Raw genomic sequence first — 24,336 nt, 5'->3', positions numbered from 1 at the left:
TTTTTATTTCGGGTCAAAAGTAACCAAATTGTTTAATAAACTTGTATTTGTTTAAAAATATAACAAATTGTTTTTTATTGTGATTTTTACATCAAATTTACTTGATGATTTTAGTAAAATAATGCTTTAATTTTCGTTGAAATCATGTTAATAACTAATTGTTAAAGGCATTTCATTTTTCTTTGTTAAACCCTATTTTTACGAGTACTTCAAACCTAACAGTAGTAAGAGATTTTTATGAGTCAAGAAACAAAATATACAGAAGATAATATTCGGTCTTTAGATTGGAAAGAGCATATTAGAATGCGTCCAGGAATGTACATTGGAAAATTAGGAGATGGCTCTTCTGCAGACGATGGAATTTATATTTTGGTGAAGGAAGTTTTAGACAATTCCATTGACGAATATGTAATGGGAGCTGGAAAAACTATTGAAATTTCTATTCATGGAAGTAAAGTTACGGTTCGAGATTATGGTCGTGGAATTCCGTTAGGGAAAGTGGTTGACGTAGTTTCCAAGATGAATACTGGAGGTAAATACGATTCTAAAGCCTTTAAAAAATCTGTTGGTTTAAACGGAGTTGGTACAAAAGCAGTAAACGCATTATCTTCTTATTTTAGAGTAGAATCTTCTCGTGAAGGAAAATCTGCTTCAGCGGAATTTAGTCAAGGAAATTTAGAAAATCAGGAATTTTTAGAAGAAACTTCTCGAAGAAAAGGAACGAAAGTTTCTTTTGTACCAGATGAAGAAATATTTAAGAAATACAAGTTCAGAAATGAATATGTAGCAAAAATGCTGAAGAATTATGTGTATTTAAACCCAGGTTTAACCATAATTTTTAACGGAGAAAAGTATTTCTCTGAAAACGGATTAAAAGATTTATTGGAAGATAATAATAATCAAGATGATATGTTATATCCAATTATTCACTTGAAAGGACATGATATTGAAGTTGCAATTACGCACAGTAAAACCCAATATTCAGAGGAATATCATTCGTTTGTAAACGGTCAGCACACCACACAAGGTGGAACACATCAATCTGCATTTAGAGAAGCGATTGTAAAAACAATTCGAGAATTTTATGGAAAGAATTTTGAAGCTTCAGACATTCGAAAATCGATAATTTCTGCAATCGCCATAAAAGTGATGGAACCTGTTTTTGAAAGTCAGACAAAGACAAAGTTGGGTTCTACAGATATGGGTGGAGATTTACCAACAGTTAGAACCTACATAAACGATTTTCTAAAAACAAAGCTAGATAATTATCTGCATAAAAATCCTGACACTGCAGATAAGCTTCAAAGAAAAATTGTACAAGCAGAGAAAGAAAGAAAAGAGCTTTCAGGAATTAGAAAGTTAGCTAAAGATCGTGCTAAAAAAGCGAGTTTACACAATAAAAAATTACGTGATTGTAGAATTCATTTAGGTGATATTAAAAAGGAAAATTATTTAGAAACTACTTTGTTTATTACAGAGGGAGATTCTGCTTCTGGTTCTATTACAAAATCGCGAAACGTAAACACTCAAGCCGTTTTTAGTTTAAAGGGAAAGCCTTTAAATTCTTACGGATTAAGTAAAAAAATTGTATATGAAAACGAAGAATTCAACCTTTTACAGGCCGCTTTAAATATCGAAGATGGTTTAGAAGATTTGCGTTATAACAACATTGTAATTGCAACAGATGCCGATGTTGATGGAATGCACATTCGTTTGTTATTAATCACATTTTTCTTGCAGTTTTTCCCTGAATTAATCAAAGAAGGACATTTATATATTTTAGAAACTCCGTTGTTTAGAGTTCGAAATAAGAAAGAAACTTTTTATTGTTATTCTGAAGAAGAAAAACGAGAAGCAATTGAGAAATTAAGAGGAAAACCAGAAATAACTCGATTTAAAGGTTTGGGTGAGATTTCACCAAATGAATTTGTTCATTTTATTGGTGATGACATTCGTTTAGACCCTGTAATGTTAGACAAAGAAATGTCTATTGAACAAATGTTGGAATTCTATATGGGTAAGAATACACCAGATAGACAAAAATTTATTATTGATAATTTGAAAGTTGAGTTGGACACTATAGAAGATGAAGTTTAGAATATGAGTGAAGAAATAAACGAAAACGAACACGAAGAAGAATTAACGAACCAAAATGAGGAGTTAGAATCGCCTCAAGAAGAAACCATTACCAAAGTTACAGGAATGTACAAGGAGTGGTTTTTGGATTATGCTTCGTATGTAATTCTAGAAAGAGCAGTACCTTCTTTAGAAGACGGTTTGAAGCCTGTGCAACGTAGAATTATGCATTCTATGAAGGATTTGGACGATGGACGTTACAATAAAGTGGCGAATATTGTTGGTCATACCATGCAATATCATCCTCATGGAGATGCTTCTATTGCTGATGCAATGGTGCAAATTGGTCAGAAAGAATTACTGATTGATATGCAAGGAAACTGGGGAAATATCTTAACTGGAGACAGAGCTGCAGCATCTAGATATATTGAAGCTCGTTTGTCGAAATTTGCGTTGGATGTTGTTTTTAATCCGAAAACGACGGATTGGAAAATGTCTTACGATGGAAGACGAAAAGAGCCGATAGATTTGCCTGTAAAATTTCCGCTTTTGTTGGCACAAGGAGCAGAGGGAATTGCAGTTGGATTGTCGACCAAAATATTACCTCATAATTTTATTGAGCTAATTGATGCTTCCATAAAATATTTAAAAGGAAGAAGTTTTAAAATTGTACCCGATTTTTTAACAGGCGGAATTGCCGATTTCACTAATTATAAAGATGGAAAACGAGGTGGAAAAGTAAGAGTTCGTGCAAAAATTGCGCAATTAGATAAGAAAACGTTGGTAATTACTGAAATTCCTTTTGGGACAACCACCACTTCTTTAATTGAAAGCATTATTAAAGCGAACGAGAAAGGGAAAATAAAAATTAAAAAGATTGAAGATAATACTGCTGCTGAAGTAGAAATTTTAGTGCATTTACCACCAAATGTTTCGCCAGATAAAAGTATTGATGCTTTGTATGCTTTTACGAATTGCGAAAGTTCTATTTCACCTTTAGCGTGTACGATTGAGAATAACAAACCTGTTTTTGTTGGGGTTTCAGAAATGTTGAAACACTCTACAGATTTAACAGTAGAATTGCTGAAAAAAGAGTTAGAAATTCAGTTAAATGAATTGGAAGAACAATGGCATTTTTCTTCATTAGAGAGAATATTCATTGAAAATAGAATTTATAGAGATATTGAAGAGGAAGAAACTTGGGAAGGCGTAATTGAAGCAATTGATAAAGGTTTAAAACCACATATAAAACATTTAAAACGTGCCATAACTGTTGAAGATATTACTCGTTTAACAGAAATAAGAATTAAGAAAATATCGAAATTCGATATTGACAAAGCCAAGCAATTTATTGAAGGTTTAGAAGATAAAATAGCCGTTGTAAAAGGTCATTTAGCAAACCTAATTGAGTATGCAGTCGACTATTTTAAACGTTTGAAAGAAACGTACGGAAAAGGAAAAGAGCGTAAAACGGAAATTAGAATTTTTGATGACATTGTAGCGTCTAAGGTGGCAATGAATAACGCAAAACTGTATGTAAATAGAGCAGAAGGTTTTATTGGAACTTCCTTAAAAAGAGACGAATTTGTTACAGATTGTTCAGATATAGATGATATTATTATCTTTAGAAAAGATGGTGTAATGTCCGTTACAAAAGTAGATGCGAAGACTTTTGTAGGAAAAGATATTTTACACGTTGCTGTCTTTAAAAAGAAAGATAAAAGAACGGTTTATAATTTTATGTATAGAGATGGGGCTCGTGGACCAAGTTACATGAAACGTTTTAACGTAACTTCTGTAACGCGTGATAAAGAGTACGATTTAACAAACGGAAGTAAAGGTTCTATTGTTCATTATTTTTCTGCGAACCCAAATGGAGAAGCAGAAGTAGTTACCATTAATTTACGTTCTGTTGGAAGTGTGAAAAAGTTGAAATGGGACATCGATTTTGCGGATTTAGCTGTAAAAGGAAGAGCAGTTCGTGGAAATAGAATTACAAAATATTCAATAAAAAGTGTCGATTTTAAATCGGAAGGAGTCTCTACTTTAAAACCTCGTAAAATTTGGTTTGATGATGCTGTACAACGTTTAAATGTTGATGATAGAGGTGAATTGTTAGGCGAATTTAAAGCAGAAGATAAATTGTTAATCATCACCCAAAGTGGAAAAGCAAAAGCGGTAAAACCAGATTTGGCAATGCATTTTGATGATGATATGATTGTCTTGGAAAAGTGGAAACCAAACAAACCAATTTCAGCCATTTATTATGATGGAGAAAAGGAACGTTATTATGTAAAACGTTTTCTAATTGAAACTACAGATAAGGAAGAAGAATTTATTTCTGACCATCCTAAAAGTCAGTTAGAAATTGTTGCCACAGATTACAGACCAGTTGCTGAAGTAATTTACTCGAAACGAAGTTTAGAAAACGAGGAAGTTAATTTTGAAGAATTTATTGCTGTAAAAGGAATAAAAGCACAAGGAAATCAATTAACGACAGAGAAAGTGAAGCAAGTAAATCTATTGGAATCTTTACCTTTTGAAGAAGAAGTGGAAGAAACTACTGAAGAAATAGAAGTGGTTGATGAAGAAGTTATTGAAGAGAAACTTATTGATATTCCTGTTGTTGAAAAGCCTGTTTTAGAGGATGCTGATAAAGAGGATAAAAAACAAGCACTTTTAAAGAAAGCTATTCAGAAGAAAAAAGAAAATACGGATGATGATACACAACAGAAGTTGTTTTAATAGAATAAAAATGAAAAAAGGAATTTTAATTTATTTGCTTTTGATTTCTCCATTTGTTCTCAGTCAAGATTTTGGCTTTCATTTTGGAATGAATTTATCAACCCAATTAAATAAAGATAAAGTTCAAAATAATTCTAAAGAATTAGATTATAAAAATGTTTTTGGTGTAAATTTTGGATTTGATTATAAAACTAAAATAGGACAAAATGTGTTTTTTCAGACAGGTTTAACATTTATACAAAATGGATTTAAACACGATAGATTAAATATTAATGGAGGCTCATATTTAGCAAAATCAGCTACATTAAATTATTTAAAAGTTCCCTTACTTTTATTAGCAGACAAAAAAACAACAAAAGTTGGCCCGAATATAAAATTTGGAGGTTATATTTCATATTTAATTGGCGGAGATTATAATGTTTTAAATTCTCCTATTGAAACTCCTTTAAACAAAGAATTTAAAAAACTTGATTTTGGAATAACTGGAGGAATTGGGTTAAAAATTAACAAATTTACCCTCGATTTTATTTATAATTTAGGTTTGAATAATATAGCTGAAGATGGCGATAATAACTTTATAGAAACAGTTATAAAAAACAGGAATTTTAATGTTAATCTAATATATTGGATATACTAAAAATTAGATAACTAAATTTCTCATGAAACTTAAAAACCTTTATTTAGCATTATCAGTTTTAGGAATTTGTTATACTTGGTATTATAATATTCAATGGTTTCAAACTACAGAAAACCCTACTTTTTTAGGTTTTATGCAAGATGCACAAGTCAATTTTGTAGGTAAATCTTTTGGTGCAGATTTAACGGTTGTTGTGCTAACTTTTTTTGTGTTTATGATTCCAGAATCTATAAAACTTAAAATTAGGTTTTGGTGGGTATTAATTCCGCTTACTTTTTTAATCGCCATTGCATTTACGTTTCCGTTGTTTTTATATATGAGAGCAAATGCTTTAGAAAAACTTCAAAAAACATGAATAAAATAGGACTTATTGGTGGAATTACGCCAGAATCAACAATTTTATATTACCGAATTTTAAACCAGTTAAATGCGGAAAAATTAGGCGCAAAACATTCAGCAAAAGTAATTATGAATTCTTTTGATTTTGGAGAGATTTCTAAACTTCAAGTTGAAGGAAATTGGGATAAGTTGAACGAATTAATGGCAAAAGCTGGAAAAAGTTTAGAAAAAGGAGGCGCAACTTGTATTTTAATTTGTGCAAATACCATGCATTTGTGTATTGATGCTGTTAGAAATGTGGTGAATATTCCAGTAATTCATATTGCAGAAGCAACAGCAAAACAAATCATTGAGAAGAAGTTGAAAAAAGTGTCTTTATTAGGTACAAAATACACCATGGAAAAAGACTTCTTCAAAGATATTTTAACGTCATTTGGAATCGAAACCATTATTCCTAATGAATTAGATAGAAACGAAATTCATCGAGTTATTTACGATGAATTATCGAAAGGAGAAATTAATCCTGTTTCTAAAGTAAATTACATCAACATTATTAACAAACAAATAGAAAGTGGGGCAGAAGGTATTATTTTAGGATGTACAGAAATTCCGTTATTAATCAATCAAGAAGATGTTTCTGTACCCGTTTTTGATACGACAATGATTCACGCAACTGCTGGTTTTTATCAAATTTAAAAAACTTACTATCAATTTTATTAGTATATTTAAGTATTATCCCCCAAATATTTTAAATGCAAAAACAACTACTTTATATTTTCTTATTCCTTTGGTTTGGAATAAGCTTTTCGCAGACAGATATTTATTTTGTTAAAGATTCTGAAAATATTTTTAATAAAGAATCTATAAAAAATGCAGATTTCAATTTATTAAAAAATGAAATAAGTGAGGGTTATAATAACGCTACTTATTGGTTTAAAATACCAGCATATAAAACAGATAAAAACTATATTTTTAGGGTTACATATGATAGGTATACAGATGCAATTGTTTATCAAAATTCTAATATAATAGAGAAACTTAACAACCAAAGGTATCTAACATATCGTTTTTCTAGAGAAAATGATGTTTATATAAAAATTAAATCCAAACTTCATTCTTACATACCCATTGAGTTTGATACAGAAGAAGCCTCGTTTGTAAATCAAAAACATCAACTAATTTTTAACTGTTTTTATTACGGTGTTGCTTTTTTTATTATTCTTTATAATTTCTTTTACTTTTTTCTTTTTAAAGAAGATACTTTTCTATACTATTCGCTCTTTTTAGGTTTTACTTGTTTGGGAATTTTTTCCATGGATGGCATGTTAAATTTTTATAATATTAGTGAAGCCCTTAATAGATTTATTGTGACTTTAAGTTTAGTATTATTAACTTATTTTTCAGCTAAATTTGCGAGTAGTTATCTGTTTTTAGACAGGTACTATCCTAAAATTAAAAGAATTAGCTATTCTGTTGGTGGTGTAATTATAGTTGTTGCAATACTTTTTTTAATTTTTAATAATTATTATTACTTGCTTACACTTAACGTGTTAGTTTTTTTATTACTTTTTATATATTGGGTCGTTTCAATCTTACTATTTAATAAAAGCTTTTATAATAAAATATTAACAGTAGCATACGTGTTGCTTTTATTCTCCTCTATAGATTTCTTTATACTAAAATTTATTGGTTTATCAATTATTGATATCGATTCAATTACCATTAAAATTGGAGCTTTTTTTGAAATGATAATTCTTTCTATTGCAGTATTATATAGAATGAAAGTTTTAAGAGATGATAATTATTTTATGAAACAAGAAATTATTAATTATTCTAAAGAAATTAAAAATTTATCTGAAGAAATATCTGAAGAAAAAGAAATTTTGAATCAAAAATTAGCATCGGTTTTAAGTATTAGAGAAGATGAGATTTTTAAATTAATTGTAGATGGAAAATCAAATAAAGAAATAGGAACACTTTTAAATATTTCTGTAAATACAGTAAAGTTTCATATTAAAAATATTTATGAAAAATTAAATATAAAAAGTAGAAAAGAAGTGTTAGTAATTGCTAAAAGTCAGCATTAACAGTCTATTTAGTGTTTTACTACCCAAAAACTACCCAACTAAAAAAATAGAATTTATGAGATATTTACTAATTTTACATTATCAGAGCGATATATAGTAATCCCCCAATTAGTGCAAAAAAGTCTTCAATAGAAATATTGGAGACTTTTTTTTATTGCATCTTTTCAAAGAAAGTTAATTGGTAATTTGGCAATAATTCTGGATTTGTAATTTTAATAATATCCTTTAAAACCAAATCTGGTCTTGTTGGCGCTAATTCGTAATAAATAACACCACCAGTTTTTCCTTTTTTGGTAGAAGGCGTATAAATTTCATCATTTTTAAATGACGAAAATCTAGCATACAATTCATTGCTTTTTAAGAGTTGCTCTTTCGATGAAAAATAACCTGGAGCAATCCAAAAATCTGCTTTTTGTCCTTTATCAAAAACGCTTTCGAAACTTAAAGATAAACTTCCTTTTCCTTCGGAATTTCCCCATAAATAATTAAGGTTTGCATCTTTTAAAAAAGTAGCTACAAAACTATCTCCAGCAGGTAAATTCCAAATATCTTTACTCATAATTGCACCAGATAAAATTGTAGGTTTTTTTGTTGATTTTAAAGCGATTTGTTTCGCCTCTAAATAATTATTTTCAATTACTTTAAAAATACTATCTGCTTGTTTTTCATTATCAAATAAAACACCGAAAAATTTAATCCATTCTGCTCTTCCTAAAGGCGTTTCTTCTAACCAATCTCCATTATAAATTACATTTATTCCTGCTTTTTGTAATGTAGATAAAGATTTATCAGCGGAAGAAACACTATAACCAACTACCAATTCTGGTTGTAAGTCTAATAATATTTCTGTGTTTAAAGAATTCTCTTTCCCTATTTCTGTAATTTTCCCTTCTTCAATTAAAACCCTCGTTTTTTCTGACGAAACATATTTAGAATATGGAAAACCAACAATAGAAGTTTCTTCATTTAATAATTCTACCATTGGAATATGGGTAGTAGAAGTAACTACAATTTTATCAATTGGAACTTGAATAACATTCTTTTTAGAATCATTTTTTTCTGCTAATTTTTCTTCAATAAGGTATTCAAAAACATCTTTAGATCCTTTGTAAGCAGATTTAATTATCAACTTTTTCATTCCATTTTCTTCACCAATATCAAAGCCTTTTGCATATTTAATAGTGCTTGCAAGTTGAGTTTTATTATCAATTTTTATAACTTCTTTCTTACAAGAAAAAGAGATAAATAAAAGTAATAACAAAAATGAGTTTTGGATATTTTTTTTCATCAAAAGTAAATTTTCAACAAGATTACAAAACTATTTTATAATAACAATATTTAAACTACTTTTGCGCCGATTTTGGTTTTGATGTAATAATTATTTTGCATCAAATTAAAAGGGAATCTGGTTAAACTCCAGAACTGTTCCCGCAACTGTAAGCTATAAAGCTTGTAACTAATTCTTTTACCACTGACAATTTTATTGTTGGGAAGGTTTGTTACAAGACGCAAGTCAGGAGACCTGCCATTTTCACGAGTTAAAAACTTTCGGGATAAAAGTTTATGTACTAATACCAATTCGTACACAAAATTTACCTGATTTATTGTTTCAATTAAATCATTAAAAATGAAAAAACAATTAGTAATTGTTGGTGTTTTGGCATGTAGTTTTGTCAACACTAATCTTTTTTCGCAAAAAAAACAGACGCAAAAAGAAAACGTAGAAACGTTAAAAGAAGTTGTAGTTACTGCAACTAAATTCAGCCTGAAAAAAGAAAACACAGGTAAAGTAATTAATGTAATTTCACAAAAACAACTGCAACAAAATGCAGGTAAATCTGTTATTGAAATTCTAAATACCATTGCTGGTATAGATGTTAGAGGTGTAAATGCAAACCCAACAGAACCAAGAAGTATTAATATTCGTGGTGGAAGAAGTAGGCAAGTTTTAGTTTTAATTGATGGTGTTCCTGTAACAGATCAATCTGCAATTAATCAAGAATTTGATTTGCGTTTATTAGCAGTAAATCAAATAGAAAGTATAGAGATTTTAAAAGGAGCCTCATCTACTTTATATGGTTCTGGTGCCGCAACTGCAGTAATAAATGTTATTTTAAAGAAAGCTTCAAAAGATAAAATTTCTGGTTCTTTCGAAACAAGTTTGGGTACAAATAATACTGCAAATTCAGATAAAGGAAGTTTGTCTGATAGAAACCAAAATGTAAACATTAATGGAACTATTGGAGATTTTAATTTTTTAGGTTCTTTTAGTTTAACAGGTGTAGATGGAATGTCATCAGCAAAAAGTAAAACAAATACTGCTTTTGAAAACGATGCTTTTTATTCTAAAAACGGTTTGTTAAAATTAGGGTACAATATAAATGATAAGTTAAGTATTGAAACTTTTTTAAATTACGATGAATTTGAATATGATTTTGATGCAGGTGCTTTTTCAGATAGTGATGTAAATTCAGGAAACCAAGAACAATTTAGAATTGGTATAAAACCTTCTTATAAATATATTAAAGGGCAAGTTTATCTTTTAGCTTCAGCAAATGTGGTTGAGAGAGATTTGAATCAATTTAATTCATTTTCTAACACATTAGATACTTATGAGTTTGTTGGTAGAAGTGTAAATGTAGATTTGGTTAATAAATACGAGTTTTCTAATCAATTGCAATTAATTACGGGTGTTAACTATCAAATTCATAGTAATAATACTGTAACTCCTTTTGCAACTATAGAAAAAGGAATTGCTAATTTTAACACAATAGATCCTTACGCTAGTGTAGTTTATATTTCTGATTACGGATTAAGTGTAAATGTTGGTGGACGTTTAAATATACACAATGTCTATGGAAATCAGTTTGTTTATGATGGAAACCTAGCATATTCAATTCTTAAAAACGAAGATACTTCTGTAAAATTATTAGCTTCTTATAGTACTGCTTTTATTGCGCCAAGTTTATACCAATTATATGATGGTTTTTCTGGAAATATCGATTTAAAACCAGAAACTAACGAAACTATAGAGGCAGGTTTTGATGTAAATTACCAAGATTGGTTACAATTAGATGCAGTTTATTTTAATAGAAAAGAAACGGATGCAATTATTTATGATAGTTCTACTTTTAAATATGGAAATAGTACTTCTGATGCCAACGGGTTTGAGGTAAATACAAAGATAATTCCTACTTCATTTTTAACTGTAAATGCATCATATACTTATATAGATAGAGATAAAACAGAAGATTTTAACGATTACATTCCTGAAAACAAAATTGTTGCAGGTTTAGATATTACGCCATTTAAGAAAGCTTTTTTCAATTTTACATATAGAAATGTAAGTGAAAGAACAATTTTTGATAGATATGGTTCTTTTGGAACTGCTGGCGAAGATGTTATTTTAGAGAGTTACCAAGTATTAGATTTTATGACAAATTATAAATTATTAGGAGAAACTGTAACCATTTTTGGAGCAGTTACTAATATTTTAAATGAAGATTATGATGATATTTTAGGGTATTCTACAAGAGGAAGAAATTATAAAGTAGGAGTAAGGTTACAATTTTAGAAAGGGAAAAAGGCTAAAAAGAAAAAGACGAAAGCTCCGTTTGTAGAAATATTCTATAAACGGAGTTTTTTTTATAATAATTTTCTTACTTCATTTTTAATAAAGTCAACAGCAGTTTCTGTTGGTGGTAAAGATTTAGAGTAATCTATTAACACATTCTCTCTTAAATCATTTGCAGAAGAAGAATTTTCTGCAACTTGTTTTAATTTATTAATTACTGCATTTTTGGCAGCGTGTATTGCTGTCCAAGTATCTTGAGAAACGTAAATTTGTTGCACTAAATTGTGTTCAAATTCTTGTTCTATGTTTGCTGTTAATAATTGTAAATAATCGTTTGTATTTGTAGAGATTGGTGGAATTCGCATTAATATCTTTACAGGGTTTATTCTGTCGCAAAAGAGCATTAAACGTTCGTAAGCTTGTAATTTAATAGGTAAAGCTTCTTTTTTTCTTTGTGCTAAAAGTTCTAATTGTTTTTCAGAATTTTTGTTTTTGATGAATCCGTTAAACATATAATAAGCCACAAAACCAGTTACTGCAGCAGGCAAAATATATGCGATGCTTTCTAAAATTTTATCTTCCATAAATTACATAAGAGTTACAAAATACGAATATAAGATTCCGATTATAATTGCCAATCCAAAACTTAATAAAGTACCAATTAAAATATATTCTGTTAGTTTTCTGTCTTTGGACGATGTTAAATCTCCAAACCTAAAAACCGACTTTGCTGCCAATAAAAAACCAATAGCCTCCCAATGGTTTGTGATTACAAAAACAAATACAAATAAACGTTCTAAAATACCAATATAACGTCCTGCTTTTGCAAGAGAATCGTCGTTTTCTATTTTGTTTTCAGGATTCCATTGTGTAATAAAAACTTTAATAATTACTGATGAAACGTTTGTTATTAAAAGGATTCCAATCAATAATAGTAATATTTTACCTGTAAAAAAATCATCAAAATTTAAATTGAAATCGAAGTATAAAGTGGCCATAAAAAACAAGACCAAAAGATGTAAAACCTGGTCTATAAAAAACCAAGTTCGTTTACTTTTTTTGTTTTGAAAAGTGAGTTTTAAAACATCAAAAATATAATGAGAAACTATAACTATTATAAAACCAAGCCAATATTCCTTCAAATTAAATTGAAGAAAAACTAATAACAAAACAGCATGAACAGCAATATGAAAGTACAGTTTTACTGACTTAATTTTCTTTTCTTCTTTGTCTTTTACCCATTTTTCTGGTTGAAAAACAAAATCTCCTATAATATGTGCCAATAACAGTTTTAAAAATAGAAGCATTATTCGGTTATTTTTTGGTTGATTAATTTTCTAAAACGACTTTCCAGATTCATTATAGGATCGAAACCAGCTCGTTTTTGTCTCTCACTAACTCTACCTTGAGTTATTCCTAAAGTTTTTGCAATTTCTTTTTGTGTTGCTTCTCTATTTTCTATCGACAAATTAAAAACTTCTGCAGAATTTTGTGTCCAAGAATCTATGGTTAATGAGGCCAAATCTAACGCAATATTTATTTCTTCATCAATATCTTGCCAAGGCGTTTTTATGGCTAAATTTTGTTTTTTTAGATAATTATCAAATGCAAAACCAGAGTTTACAAAAGCTTCTCCATTAGATGCTGTTATATTTGCATCATCATACTTTTTTTCGCCTATTCCTATCCCAATTCTAACATCAATTCCTTCAATTCTTTTCAAATTAGATTTTAATTTTAAGGCTCCAAAAAATGCTTTTTCAGGGTTTTCTATTTCTAATTGAAAACTATCTCCTCTATATATTTGCCAATACTTTGGTGATTTTCCAAAACTAGAAAGTGCATTTTTTAAAGTAGATAACCATAAATCATCATCCTTCTTTCTAGAATTTATAATATCTCCAGTTAAAATACTTGTCATTATTTTATAATTTATATTCAAATGTATGTTTTATTTATTAAAATAGCAAAATTATCTGCCTATAAGCAGATATTTTAATTTATCTGCCTATAGACAGATATTTGTGTTTATCTGTTTATGAGCAGATAAATTTGGAGTAAACTATGAAAAAAATGAAACATTCTTTTTAAGATGAATTTTGTCACTAATAACTTGTGAATAAAAAAGAACAATCATCCTTTAAAAAAACGAATACTTTGGCTAATTTCACGTTTTAAATTCTTCAAAATAAAATCTATTGAATAGTTACTTAAATTCTTTAAACGAAGCTCAAAAACAAGCAGTTTTACAAAAAGATGGCCCAATGATTATTATTGCTGGTGCAGGTTCTGGTAAAACACGTGTATTAACTTACAGAATTGCTCATTTAATGAAACAGGGCGTAGATTCGTTTAATATATTATCATTAACATTTACCAACAAAGCAGCTAAAGAAATGAAAGCAAGAATTGCTGGAGTAGTTGGTAATAGTGAAGCAAAAAACCTTTGGATGGGAACATTTCACTCGGTTTTTGCAAGAATTTTACGTTCGGAAGCAGATAAGTTGGGCTTTCCTTCAAATTTTACAATTTACGATTCACAAGATTCTGTTCGTTTGATAACTGCAATTATTAAAGAAAAAAACTTAAATAAGGAACAATACAAGCCAAAACAGATTTTAAATAGAATATCTTCTTTTAAAAATAGTTTAATAACGGTTAGAGCATATTTTAATAATTCCGATTTACAAGAAGCAGATTTGCATGCTAGCAGACCAGAAGTGGGTAATATTTACAAGGAATATGTAGATAGATGCTTTAAAGCTGGTGCAATGGATTTTGATGATTTATTGTTAAGAACCAACGAGTTATTAGCCCGTTTTCCAGAAACTTTAGCAAAATACCAAGATCGTTTTAGATATATTATGGTAGATGAGTATCAAGATACAAATCACTCGCAATATTTAATCGTAAAAGCGTTGGCAGATAAATTTGGTAATATTTGTGTGGTTGGAGACGATTCCCAAAGTATTTATAGTTTTAGAGGTGCAAATATTCAGAATATTTTAAATTTTCAGAAAGATTATCCTGATGTTAAAACCTTTAAATTAGAGCAAAATTATAGATCTACAAGTAATATTGTAAATGCAGCAAACTCTGTAATAGCAAGAAATAAGACCAAATTAGATAAAGAGGTTTGGACTTCTAACGACGCTGGAGATTCCATAAACGTAATGCGAACAATTTCTGATGGTGAAGAAGGGCGATTTGTAGCACAATCTATTTGGGAAAACCAGATGAATCATCAATTAAGTTCCGATAATTTTTGTGTTTTGTATAGAACAAATTCACAATCACGAGCTATTGAAGATGCTTTAAGAAAAAAAGGAATCGATTATAAAATTTATGGTGGAATTTCCTTTTATCAACGTAAAGAAATTAAAGACATCCTGTCTTACTTACGTATATTAATCAACCCAAATGACGAGGAAGCTTTAAAGAGAATTATAAATTATCCTGCAAGAGGGATTGGTGCAACAACCATAGACAAACTAACAATAGCTGCAAATCATTATAAAAAATCTATTTTCGATATTATAAAATATATCGATAAAATTGATTTAAAAATAAATTCTGGAACAAAAAATAAGTTGCAGAATTTTATGAATATGATGTTGCGACTTCAAATAGAGTCAAAAACAAAAAATGCCTTCGAAATTGCAGAAACTGTTGTAAAACAAACACTTTTAATTAAAGATTTAGAAAAAGACGGAACTCCAGAAGCAGTAAGTAAAGTAGAGAATGTTCAAGAATTATTAAACGGAATTAAGGATTTTATTACAGATAAGATTGAAGAAGGAGCAGATGCATCTTTAACTACATTTTTAGAAGATGTGGCTTTGGCTACAGATTTCGATTCAGAAAAAAATGATGATAAACCAAGCGTTTCTTTAATGACCATTCACCAATCTAAAGGTTTGGAATATATGTATGTGTATGTTGTTGGTTTAGAGGAAAATTTATTTCCTTCTGCAATGAGTATGAATACTAGAAGTGAGTTGGAAGAAGAACGTAGGTTATTTTACGTAGCGTTAACCAGAGCAGAAAAAGTTGCTTATTTAACCTACGCACAAACGCGTTACAGATGGGGGAAATTGGTAGATGCAGAACCAAGTAGGTTTTTAGAAGAAATAGACGATCAATATTTACATTATATAACACCAAAAGTACCAGAACCTTCTATAAATAGGTTTGTAGATAAAAGTATTTTCGATGATGCTCCAAAAGGAATTCGCTTTCAAAAACCAATTCAGCGTAAAAAAATGGAACGTGATTTGGCAAAAAAGAAAGAAATTATTATTCCTAAAAACCTAAAAAAAGTTTCTCAAGTAGGAGCAAAAGCGAATCTATTTGATGGCAATATTTCTGTAGGTAATATCGTTGAACATAATAGATTTGGTAGTGGAGAAGTGATAGCTTTGGAAGGAAATGGACCTAATAAAAAAGCAGAAATTAAATTTGGTACAGTTGGTAAAAAGAAATTGTTATTACAATTTGCCAAATTAAAAGTGATTGGTTAAAAATCTTCAGTAAAACTAAAAATAAAATGTTATTTTGCAACATTAAATAACTTCAATATAATAAGTGGCATTCTTGAAACTAAATCAAGACACTTCAAAAATAAATAAATGACATTCGATTTAGAATATAATTCAGGAAGACCGTTAATGATAATACCAGAATACGGCAGACATATACAAAAATTAGTAGACCATTGTGTGGCTTTAGAATCTAAAGAAGAACGCGATAAAATGGCAAAAGCTATTGTAGATGTTATGGGAAATTTACAACCACATTTACGTGACGTTCCAGATTTTAAGCACAAATTATGGGATCAGTTGTACATTATGTCAGATTTTAAATTAGATGCAGAATCTCCATATCCAGTTCCGTCTAAAGAAGAATTACAAGAAAAACCAGAAGGTTTAGCGTATCCAAAATCAGCTTCAAGATATCGTTATTATGGTAACAATATTCAAACAATGATAGATGTTGCCTTAAGTTGGGAAGAAGGAGATAAGAAAGAAGCATTGGTTTTTACCATTGCAAATCATATGAAAAAATGTTATTTAAATTGGAATAAAGATACAGTAGATGATGCTGTTATTTTTAAACATTTATATGATTTATCTGACGGAAAATTAGATTTAAGAGAAACTAGAGAAGAGCTTTCTGAAAGTAAAAATTTGTTAAGAAAAAGGAATTCTCAAGGGCAGAATAATTCTAAAACAAATCATAAAAAACCACACCACAATAATCAAAATAAAAATAGAAAAAGATATTAGTATATGGCATCATTTAAAATTGAAGGAGGACATAAATTAAATGGAACAATAACTCCGCAAGGAGCAAAAAATGAGGTTTTACAAATACTTTGTGCAGTTTTATTAACGCCAGAAAAAGTAGTTGTAAACAATGTTCCTGATATTATAGATGTAAATAAATTAATTTTTATTCTTGGTGAATTAGGTGTAAAAGTTGAAAAATTAAGCAGAAATTCATATTCATTTCAAGCAGATGAAATTGATTTAGATTATTTAGAATCTACAGATTTTAAAAGAGATGGAAGTTCTTTACGTGGTTCAATTATGATTGTTGGTCCACTTTTAGCTAGATTTGGTAGAGGATATATTCCACGTCCAGGAGGAGATAAAATTGGTAGAAGACGTTTAGATACCCATTTTGAGGGCTTTATTAGATTAGGCGCAAAATTCCGTTATAATAAAGAAGAATCTTTTTATGGAGTTGAAGCTGAAGAACTAAATGGAGTAGAAATGTTATTAGATGAAGCTTCTGTAACTGGAACCGCAAATATTTTAATGGCGGCTGTTTTAGCAACAGGAACTACAAAAATTTATAATGCAGCTTGCGAACCCTATATTCAACAATTGTCTAAAATGTTGAATTCTATGGGTGCAAAAATCTCTGGAGTTGGCTCAAATCTATTAATTATTGAAGGCGTAGATTCTCTTGGTGGTTGTGAGCACACAGTTTTACCAGATATGATTGAAATTGGTTCTTGGATTGGTGTTGCAGTAATGACACGTTCAGAACTAACCATAAAAAATGTTAGTTGGGAAAATCTTGGACAAATACCTAATGTATTTAGAAAATTAGGAATTACTTTAGAAAAAAGAGGTGATGATATTTATATTCCTGAACAAGAATCTTACGAAATTCAGAATTATATAGATGGTTCTGTTTTAACAGTTGCAGATGCACCATGGCCTGGTTTTACGCCAGATTTATTAAGTATTGTTTTGGTAATTGCAACGCAAGCCAAAGGAACGGTTTTAATTCATCAAAAAATGTTCGAAAGCAGATTATTTTTCGTTGATAAATTGATTGATATGGGTGCAAAAGTTATTCTATGTGACCCCCACAGAGCAACAGTTATTGGTATGAATTTTAAATCGAGTTTAAAGGCAACAAAAATGACTTCACCAGATATTAGAGCAGGAATTTCTTTATTAATTGCCGCTTTATCAGCAAAAGGAACATCAATAATTAATAATATCGAACAAATAGACAGAGGTTACGAAAACATAGAAGCTCGTTTAAAATCTATTGGAGCTAAAATTGAAAGAATAGAAGAGTAAGAAAAAGTGTTCTATATAAATTTAAAAAAATTGTGAATAAGAAAAAGTATTTTATTAATTTTTAAAATACTTTAAATGATGATACGAGATTTATGGAATGAAGAATGGAAAGACATTCAGTTTGATGAAAAAATTTCCAAAAAAGAAAAATTTAAAATTTCTAATTACGGAAGAATAATCAATTGTAAAAATGAAGAAAAACCTTATTTAAAAAAAGAAACGTACACAAATGGTTACGAATCTTTATCTTTAAAACAGGAGGCTAATGGTAAATCAACTGCTAGATATGTTCATAAATTAGTTGCAAAACATTTCATAGAAAAGGAGAGTAATGATAAGCAATTTGTTATTCACTTAAATTACGATAAAAAAGATAATAGTTTAGAAAATTTACAATGGGCAACAAAACGGGAAAAAGAATTACATCAATTTAAAAATCCTGTATTTATCAAATCAAGAGAAAATATAACTTATGGAAAACTTTCTGTTGGAAAAGTAAAAATTATAAAACGACAACTTCAGAACAAAAGAAATAGAATAACAATGATTGCTAAACGTTTTGGGGTTTCAGATATGCAAATCCATAGAATAAAATCCGGTGAAAACTGGGGACATGTAACCATTTAAAAAAAAATAGTGTCAGTTTGACACTATTTTTTTGTTGGCAACATTTTTGCGAATAAATTGTAGACAATTTAACGATTACAAAGAAATGAGTAAGAAAGAAAATATACAAGAAGAAGAAATAAAAAACGAGCAAGAAACTGCACAAGTTGAAGAAAACCAAGAGGTTGAGACTGAAGTTGTAATAGAAGAACCAACTCCGGAAGAATTACTTCAAGCAGAAAAAGATAAATTTTTACGTCTTTTTGCAGAGTTCGAAAACTATAAAAAGAGAACAAACAGAGAACGTATAGAATTATTTAAGACAGCAGGTCAGGAAGTAATGACATCTTTACTGCCAGTTGTAGATGATTTTGAACGTGCTTTGTCACATATCGAAGAAGATAAAGAAGCAGAAGAATTAAGAAAAGGAGTTTTATTAATTTATCAGAAATTTTACAACACTTTAGAACAAAAAGGATTATCAAAAATAGAAACCAATGCTGGTGATGTTTTTGATGCAGAGATTCACGAAGCAATTACACAAATTCCTGCTCCATCAGAAGATTTAAAAGGAAAAGTAATTGACTGTGTCGAAAAAGGATACAAGTTAGGAGACAAAATTATCCGTTATCCAAAAGTGGTTATAGGACAATAATATAATTATAAATTACGAATTATAAATTATAGATATTCAATCTTTTAATTTTTAATTTTTCAATTGCATAGAATGGCAAAACAAGATTTTTACGAAATATTAGGCATTTCTAAATCAGCTACACAAGCAGAAATTAAGAAGGCATATAGAAAAATGGCAATTAAATATCATCCAGATAAAAATCCAGATGATAAAACAGCTGAAGAAAACTTTAAGAAAGCTGCAGAAGCTTACGAAATTTTAAGCGACGAAAACAAAAAAGCACGTTATGACCAATATGGTCACCAAGCTTTCGATGGTCCTCAAGGAGGTGGTGGCTTTGGTGGAGGCGGAATGAATATGGATGACATATTCAGCCAATTTGGAGACATTTTCGGAGGCGGAGGCGGTTTCGGTGGTGGCTTTGGAGGCTTTGGTGGTGGTGGAGGCCAACGTCAAGCTAGAGTTAAAGGAAGTAACATGCGAATTCGTGTAAAACTTACTTTAGAAGAAATTGCAAAAGGAGTAGAGAAGAAGGTAAAAGTTCGCAGAAAAGTTCAAGCAGATGGAGTTACATACAAAACTTGTACAACCTGTAATGGTTCTGGTCAGCAAATGCGTGTTACAAATACCATTCTAGGTAGAATGCAGACAGCAACTACCTGTGGCACTTGTTCTGGAGCAGGAGAAATAATAAGTTCTAAACCAAATGGAGCAGATGCTCAAGGTTTAATAACTAAAGAAGAAACAGTACCAATTAATATTCCTGCAGGTGTAACTGAAGGTGTTCAGTTAAAAGTAGGAGGAAAAGGAAATGAAGCACCAGGTAAAAATTCAATTGCTGGAGACTTATTAGTCTTAATAGAAGAAATACCTCACGAAACTTTAAAAAGAGAAGGAACAAATATTCATTACGATTTATATGTAAACTTTTCAGAAGCAGTTTTAGGTGTAAGTAAAGAAGTGGAAACAGTTACAGGAAAAGTAAAAATTAAAATAGAACCAGGAACACAATCTGGTAAAATTTTAAGACTAAAAGGAAAAGGTTTACCTAGTATAGAACGTTATGGAACAGGAGATTTCTTGATTCATATTAATGTTTGGACACCACAAGAGTTAAACAAAGAACAAAAACAGTTTTTTGAGAAAATGTCTGATAATGAAAACTTTACACCAAGTCCTAACAAATCAGACAAATCATTTTTTGAAAAAGTAAAAGATATGTTTTCGTAAAACTATGTTATTTGTAAAAAAAGTATTAGTTTTTTTTCAAATACATTTTTTTATAACATATTTTAATATATATTTGTAAAGTTGTTGAGAAATCAGCAACACTTTTTCTTTTTCATAGCAATTTTTCCCACTCATTTATGAGTGGGTTTTTTTATGAATAAAGATTGTACTTTTGTAAATAATATAGAAATAGCAGACTTATCTTATCGACTTATTTTATAAGTAGGAAAGTCCGGACACCAAAGAGAAATCATAGCGGATAACATCCGTCCAACGTAAGTTGAGGACCAGTGCAACAGAAAGCAAGTACAGTTCGGCTGTAGTGAAACCAGGTAAACTCTATGAGGTGCAATGCCATGTAAATTAGAGCTTGAGGGCTTCTCGCTCGATTCTAAAGGGTAGGCAGATAGATTCTAAAAGTAATTTTAGAACTAGATAAATGATAAGAACCTTTTTAAGGAACAGGATTCGGCTTATTAGTCTGCTTTTATCTATATTATTTTTACGATATCTTCATTAATTTATCTTAAATATTTGTTTTTGTTGATTAAAATTCAACGTTTTTAAAAATAACTTTTATTTATTCATTAATTAGAGCAATCTATTATTTATCTTTTAATATTGATTTAAAAAATGTAAATTTGTGTTACTTAACAATTCATAAAATTTAACTAGAATATGGCTTTTGATATTGAGATGATCAAAAAAGTGTACGCAAACGTTGTAGAACGAGTAGATGCCGCACGTGAAATTACAGGAAAACCTTTAACGTTAGCAGAGAAAATATTATATTCTCACCTTTGGGATGGAAATCCTAGTAAAGCGTTTACTAGAGGAAAAGATTATGTAGATTTTGCACCAGATAGAATTGCTTTACAAGATGCAACTGCACAAATGGCTTTATTGCAATTTATGCAAGCAGGTAAAAGTAAAGTAGCAGTTCCTACAACCACACACTGTGATCACTTAATTCAAGCTAAAAATGGAGCTGGAGCAGATTTACAGTCTGCATTAAATACTAGTAACGAAGTATTTAATTTTTTAGAATCAGTTTCTAATAAATACGGATTAGGTTTTTGGAAACCAGGAGCAGGTATTATTCACCAAGTGGTTCTAGAAAATTATGCATTTCCTGGAGGAATGATGATTGGTACAGATTCTCATACTGTAAATGCAGGAGGATTGGGAATGGTAGCAATTGGAGTTGGTGGAGCAGATGCTGTAGACGTTATGGCAGGAATGGCTTGGGAATTAAAATTTCCAAAACTAATTGGAGTTAAGTTAACTGGAAAACTTTCAGGTTGGACTGCACCAAAAGATGTTATTTTAAAAGTTGCTGGTATTGTTTCTGCAAAAGGAGGAACAGGAGCAATTGTAGAATATTTTGGTGAAGGAGCAAAAGCAATGTCTTGTACTGGAAAAGGTACAATTTGTAATATGGGAGCTGAAATTGGAGCAACAACTTCAACATTTGGTTACGATGAATCTATGGAACGTTATTTACGTGCTACAGATAGAAGTGATGTTGCAGATGCAGCAAATAAAGTTAAAGATTATTTAACTGGAGATGATGAAGTGTATGCAAATCCAGATGCTTATTTCGATCAAGTTATAGAAATTAACTTATCTGAATTAAGCCCATTATTAAACGGACCTTTTACGCCAGATTTATCTACGAAAGCAGGTTCTGATATGACTAAAAAAGCTAATGAAAATGATTGGCCTTTAGCTGTAGAATGGGGATTAATTGGTTCTTGTACTAACTCTTCTTACGAAGATTTATCGAGAGCTTCTTCTATTGCGCAACAAGCAATTGATAAAGGATTAACAATGAAATCTGAATTAGGTATTAATCCAGGTTCAGAAAAAGTAAGATATACTGCTGATAGAGATGGTATTATTGGAATTTTCGAAAAATTAGATGCGAAGATTTTTACAAATGCTTGTGGACCATGTATTGGTCAATGGGCAAGATATTCAGATCCTAAAAATGCACCTAAAAACTCTATAATTCACTCTTTTAACAGAAACTTCGCAAAACGTGCAGATGGAAATCCAAATACACATGCATTTGTAGCTTCACCAGAAATGGTTGCTGCAGTTGCTATTGCAGGTCGTTTAGATTTTAATCCAATGACGGATAAATTAATCAATAATAACGGAGAAGAAGTAATGTTAGATGAACCTACAGGATGGGAATTACCTCCAAAAGGTTTTGAAGTAAAAGATGATGGATATTTAGCGCCAGAAGAAGATGGAAGTCACGTTAAAATTGCTGTAAAAGAAGATTCAGAAAGATTACAATTATTAGAGCCTTTTACACCGATTGGAAATGATATTTCAGGTGCAAAATTATTAATAAAAGCTTTTGGAAAATGTACAACAGACCACATTTCTATGGCTGGACCATGGTTACGTTTTAGAGGGCATTTAGATAATATTTCTAACAACTGTTTAATTGGTGCTGTAAATGCTTTCGGTAAGAAAACTAATTTTGTAAAAAATCAATTAACTGGTGAGTTTGGTGGTGTTCCAGACACTGCAAGAGCTTACAAAGCTGCAGGAGTTAAATCTATTGTAGTTGGTGATCATAATTATGGTGAAGGTTCTTCTAGAGAACATGCTGCAATGGAGCCTCGTCATTTAGGAGTTGTTGCTGTTTTAGTAAAATCTTTTGCTAGAATTCATGAAACAAACTTAAAGAAACAAGGTATGTTAGGTTTAACATTTGCTAATGAAGCAGATTATGATTTAATTCAAGAAGATGATACATTCAACTTTGTTGATATGAATGAATTTTCTCCAAATAAACCTTTAACTATTGAAGTTGTTCATGCAGATGGTAGTAAAGACACTATTATTGCTAACCACACTTACAATCAAGGACAAATAGATTGGTATAATGAAGGTTCTGCTTTAAATTTAATTAAAAAAGAAAACGCATAAGAAGTTAAAAGTTCTTATCATTCATATAAAAACTCCTGAAGAAATTCAGGAGTTTTTTTTGTAAGGAAAACTATATTTTTTAGACTTTTTTAATATCCACTAAAATAATTAACTATGAAAAATCTTTGGTTTTTTGACAATGTAAATTTATTTAATTTATTATGTCCACATAAATTTAAAGAATATAAAAAGTGTCATACTTTCGATAACTATAAAAAAAGTGATTATATCTATTTTACAGAAGATACTGCAAACAAGGTCTTTCTTATTCAAAATGGAAAAGTAAAAATTGGTTATTACACAGAAGAAGGAGAAGAAGTTGTAAATGCAATTTTAACCAAAGGGCAATTATTTGGTGAAAAAGCAATACTAGGAGAAGAAAAAAGAAATGAATTTGCGCAATCTGTAGATAACTCAACTTCAATATGTCCAATAGGAGTGGAGACACTTCATGATTTAATGCGAGATAATAAAACCTTCAGTTTAAAAATATATAAGTTTTTAGGCTTACGTTTTAAAAAACTAGAAAGAAGATTACAACTCATTTTATTTAAAGATACCAAAACTCGCTTTTTAGAATTTATGAAAGAATTGTGTGAAGAATATGGACATGATTGTGAGAAAACTGGAGATAAGATAATCGAACACCCTTATACACAAAAAGATATTGCTTCGTTAATAGGTACTTCTAGATCTAATTTAAATGTATTAATGAATGAGTTAAAAGATGAAAATATCATCAATTTTAACAGAAAAGAAATAAGATTACTTCAAAAAATAGCATAAGTGTTCGCTAGCTAACATTTAAAGACATATTAAGCCGATAACTTTGTCATCAACATTAACAATAAATATTTAAT

Annotated in this window: 19 protein-coding genes, 1 other RNA gene and 1 riboswitch; of the genes, 16 read left to right on the top strand and 4 right to left on the bottom strand. The window is 29.8% G+C overall.

Annotated elements, in window-relative coordinates; genetic code table 11:
* Positions 1 to 237 precede the first annotated feature (237 nt).
* Genes H9W90_RS05045 through H9W90_RS05020 form a run of 6 tightly spaced genes read left to right on the top strand, consistent with a single transcriptional unit; the run spans position 238 to position 7,884 of the window.
* Complete coding sequence (locus tag H9W90_RS05045; protein ID WP_187483370.1) at positions 238 to 2,097, top strand: DNA topoisomerase IV subunit B; 1,860 nt, start codon at positions 238 to 240, stop codon at positions 2,095 to 2,097.
* A gap of 3 nt (positions 2,098 to 2,100) precedes the next feature.
* Positions 2,101 to 4,821: a DNA gyrase/topoisomerase IV subunit A gene (locus tag H9W90_RS05040; protein ID WP_187483369.1), complete on the top strand. Its 2,721-nt coding sequence runs from the start codon at positions 2,101 to 2,103 to the stop codon at positions 4,819 to 4,821.
* A gap of 10 nt (positions 4,822 to 4,831) precedes the next feature.
* Positions 4,832 to 5,458 (top strand): porin family protein, encoded by a 627-nt coding sequence (locus H9W90_RS05035; protein ID WP_187483368.1) that lies wholly within the window; start codon positions 4,832 to 4,834, stop codon positions 5,456 to 5,458.
* A gap of 22 nt (positions 5,459 to 5,480) precedes the next feature.
* Complete coding sequence (locus H9W90_RS05030; protein ID WP_187483367.1) at positions 5,481 to 5,813, top strand: DUF2834 domain-containing protein; 333 nt, start codon at positions 5,481 to 5,483, stop codon at positions 5,811 to 5,813.
* Positions 5,810 to 6,493 (top strand): aspartate/glutamate racemase family protein, encoded by a 684-nt coding sequence (locus H9W90_RS05025; RefSeq protein ID WP_187483366.1) that lies wholly within the window; start codon positions 5,810 to 5,812, stop codon positions 6,491 to 6,493. Before H9W90_RS05030 ends, H9W90_RS05025 begins: the two co-directional genes overlap by 4 nt.
* 56 nt (positions 6,494 to 6,549) lie before the next feature.
* Positions 6,550 to 7,884: a 7TM diverse intracellular signaling domain-containing protein gene (locus H9W90_RS05020; RefSeq protein WP_187483365.1), complete on the top strand. Its 1,335-nt coding sequence runs from the start codon at positions 6,550 to 6,552 to the stop codon at positions 7,882 to 7,884.
* Positions 7,885 to 8,035: 151 nt separating this feature from the next.
* Here the strand turns inward: H9W90_RS05020 and H9W90_RS05015 are convergent, their stop codons facing one another.
* The gene (locus H9W90_RS05015; protein ID WP_187483364.1) at positions 8,036 to 9,172 is read right to left on the bottom strand and encodes an ABC transporter substrate-binding protein; all 1,137 of its coding nucleotides are present in this window, start codon (positions 9,170 to 9,172) and stop codon (positions 8,036 to 8,038) included.
* 56 nt (positions 9,173 to 9,228) lie between these two features.
* A riboswitch (cobalamin riboswitch) is annotated at positions 9,229 to 9,428 on the top strand.
* An 83-nt stretch (positions 9,429 to 9,511) separates the two neighbouring features.
* Here H9W90_RS05015 and H9W90_RS05010 point away from each other — a divergent pair.
* A complete protein-coding gene (locus H9W90_RS05010) occupies positions 9,512 to 11,458 on the top strand; it encodes a TonB-dependent receptor plug domain-containing protein (protein WP_187483363.1) in 1,947 nt (648 codons plus the stop codon).
* Positions 11,459 to 11,529: 71 nt separating this feature from the next.
* Here the strand turns inward: H9W90_RS05010 and H9W90_RS05005 are convergent, their stop codons facing one another.
* The 3 genes from H9W90_RS05005 to H9W90_RS04995 are packed head-to-tail and all read right to left on the bottom strand — an operon-like array spanning position 11,530 to position 13,379.
* Positions 11,530 to 12,042, bottom strand: a complete 513-nt coding sequence (locus H9W90_RS05005; RefSeq protein ID WP_187483362.1) for a DUF7935 family protein — start codon at positions 12,040 to 12,042, stop codon at positions 11,530 to 11,532.
* A 3-nt stretch (positions 12,043 to 12,045) separates the two neighbouring features.
* Entirely contained in the window at positions 12,046 to 12,765 is a 720-nt protein-coding gene (locus H9W90_RS05000; protein WP_187483361.1) for a DUF3307 domain-containing protein, read from the bottom strand.
* Positions 12,765 to 13,379, bottom strand: coding sequence for a SatD family protein (locus tag H9W90_RS04995; RefSeq protein ID WP_187483360.1), 615 nt, complete (start codon positions 13,377 to 13,379; stop codon positions 12,765 to 12,767). The genes H9W90_RS05000 and H9W90_RS04995 overlap by 1 nt, the downstream gene beginning before the upstream one ends.
* A 277-nt stretch (positions 13,380 to 13,656) precedes the next feature.
* Between H9W90_RS04995 and H9W90_RS04990 the strand changes: the two genes are divergently transcribed.
* From H9W90_RS04990 to H9W90_RS04950, 9 genes are all read left to right on the top strand, one after another.
* Complete coding sequence (locus H9W90_RS04990) at positions 13,657 to 15,978, top strand: ATP-dependent helicase (protein WP_187483359.1); 2,322 nt, start codon at positions 13,657 to 13,659, stop codon at positions 15,976 to 15,978.
* A 108-nt stretch (positions 15,979 to 16,086) separates the two neighbouring features.
* A complete protein-coding gene (locus H9W90_RS04985) occupies positions 16,087 to 16,743 on the top strand; it encodes a DUF4290 domain-containing protein (protein ID WP_187483358.1) in 657 nt (218 codons plus the stop codon).
* 3 nt (positions 16,744 to 16,746) lie between these two features.
* Positions 16,747 to 18,057: a UDP-N-acetylglucosamine 1-carboxyvinyltransferase gene (gene murA, locus H9W90_RS04980; protein ID WP_187483357.1), complete on the top strand. Its 1,311-nt coding sequence runs from the start codon at positions 16,747 to 16,749 to the stop codon at positions 18,055 to 18,057.
* A 78-nt stretch (positions 18,058 to 18,135) separates the two neighbouring features.
* On the top strand, positions 18,136 to 18,684 hold the full coding sequence (locus H9W90_RS04975; protein ID WP_187483930.1) for an NUMOD4 domain-containing protein: 549 nt from the start codon (positions 18,136 to 18,138) through the stop codon (positions 18,682 to 18,684).
* Positions 18,685 to 18,769: 85 nt separating this feature from the next.
* The gene (locus tag H9W90_RS04970) at positions 18,770 to 19,318 is read left to right on the top strand and encodes a nucleotide exchange factor GrpE (protein WP_187483356.1); all 549 of its coding nucleotides are present in this window, start codon (positions 18,770 to 18,772) and stop codon (positions 19,316 to 19,318) included.
* 72 nt (positions 19,319 to 19,390) lie between these two features.
* Positions 19,391 to 20,530, top strand: coding sequence for a molecular chaperone DnaJ (dnaJ, locus tag H9W90_RS04965; RefSeq protein ID WP_187483355.1), 1,140 nt, complete (start codon positions 19,391 to 19,393; stop codon positions 20,528 to 20,530).
* Positions 20,531 to 20,719: 189 nt separating this feature from the next.
* Positions 20,720 to 21,022, top strand: an RNA gene (gene rnpB, locus H9W90_RS04960) — RNase P RNA component class A.
* Between the two features lie 186 nt (positions 21,023 to 21,208).
* Complete coding sequence (locus H9W90_RS04955) at positions 21,209 to 23,476, top strand: aconitate hydratase (protein ID WP_187483354.1); 2,268 nt, start codon at positions 21,209 to 21,211, stop codon at positions 23,474 to 23,476.
* Between the two features lie 114 nt (positions 23,477 to 23,590).
* On the top strand, positions 23,591 to 24,262 hold the full coding sequence (locus tag H9W90_RS04950) for a Crp/Fnr family transcriptional regulator (protein ID WP_187483353.1): 672 nt from the start codon (positions 23,591 to 23,593) through the stop codon (positions 24,260 to 24,262).
* Positions 24,263 to 24,336: the final 74 nt, after the last annotated feature.

The sequence above is a fragment of the Polaribacter pectinis genome, assembly GCF_014352875.1.
In the GTDB taxonomy this organism is placed as follows: Bacteria; Bacteroidota; Bacteroidia; order Flavobacteriales; family Flavobacteriaceae; genus Polaribacter; species Polaribacter pectinis.
This window is presented reverse-complemented; position numbering and strand designations above follow the sequence as displayed.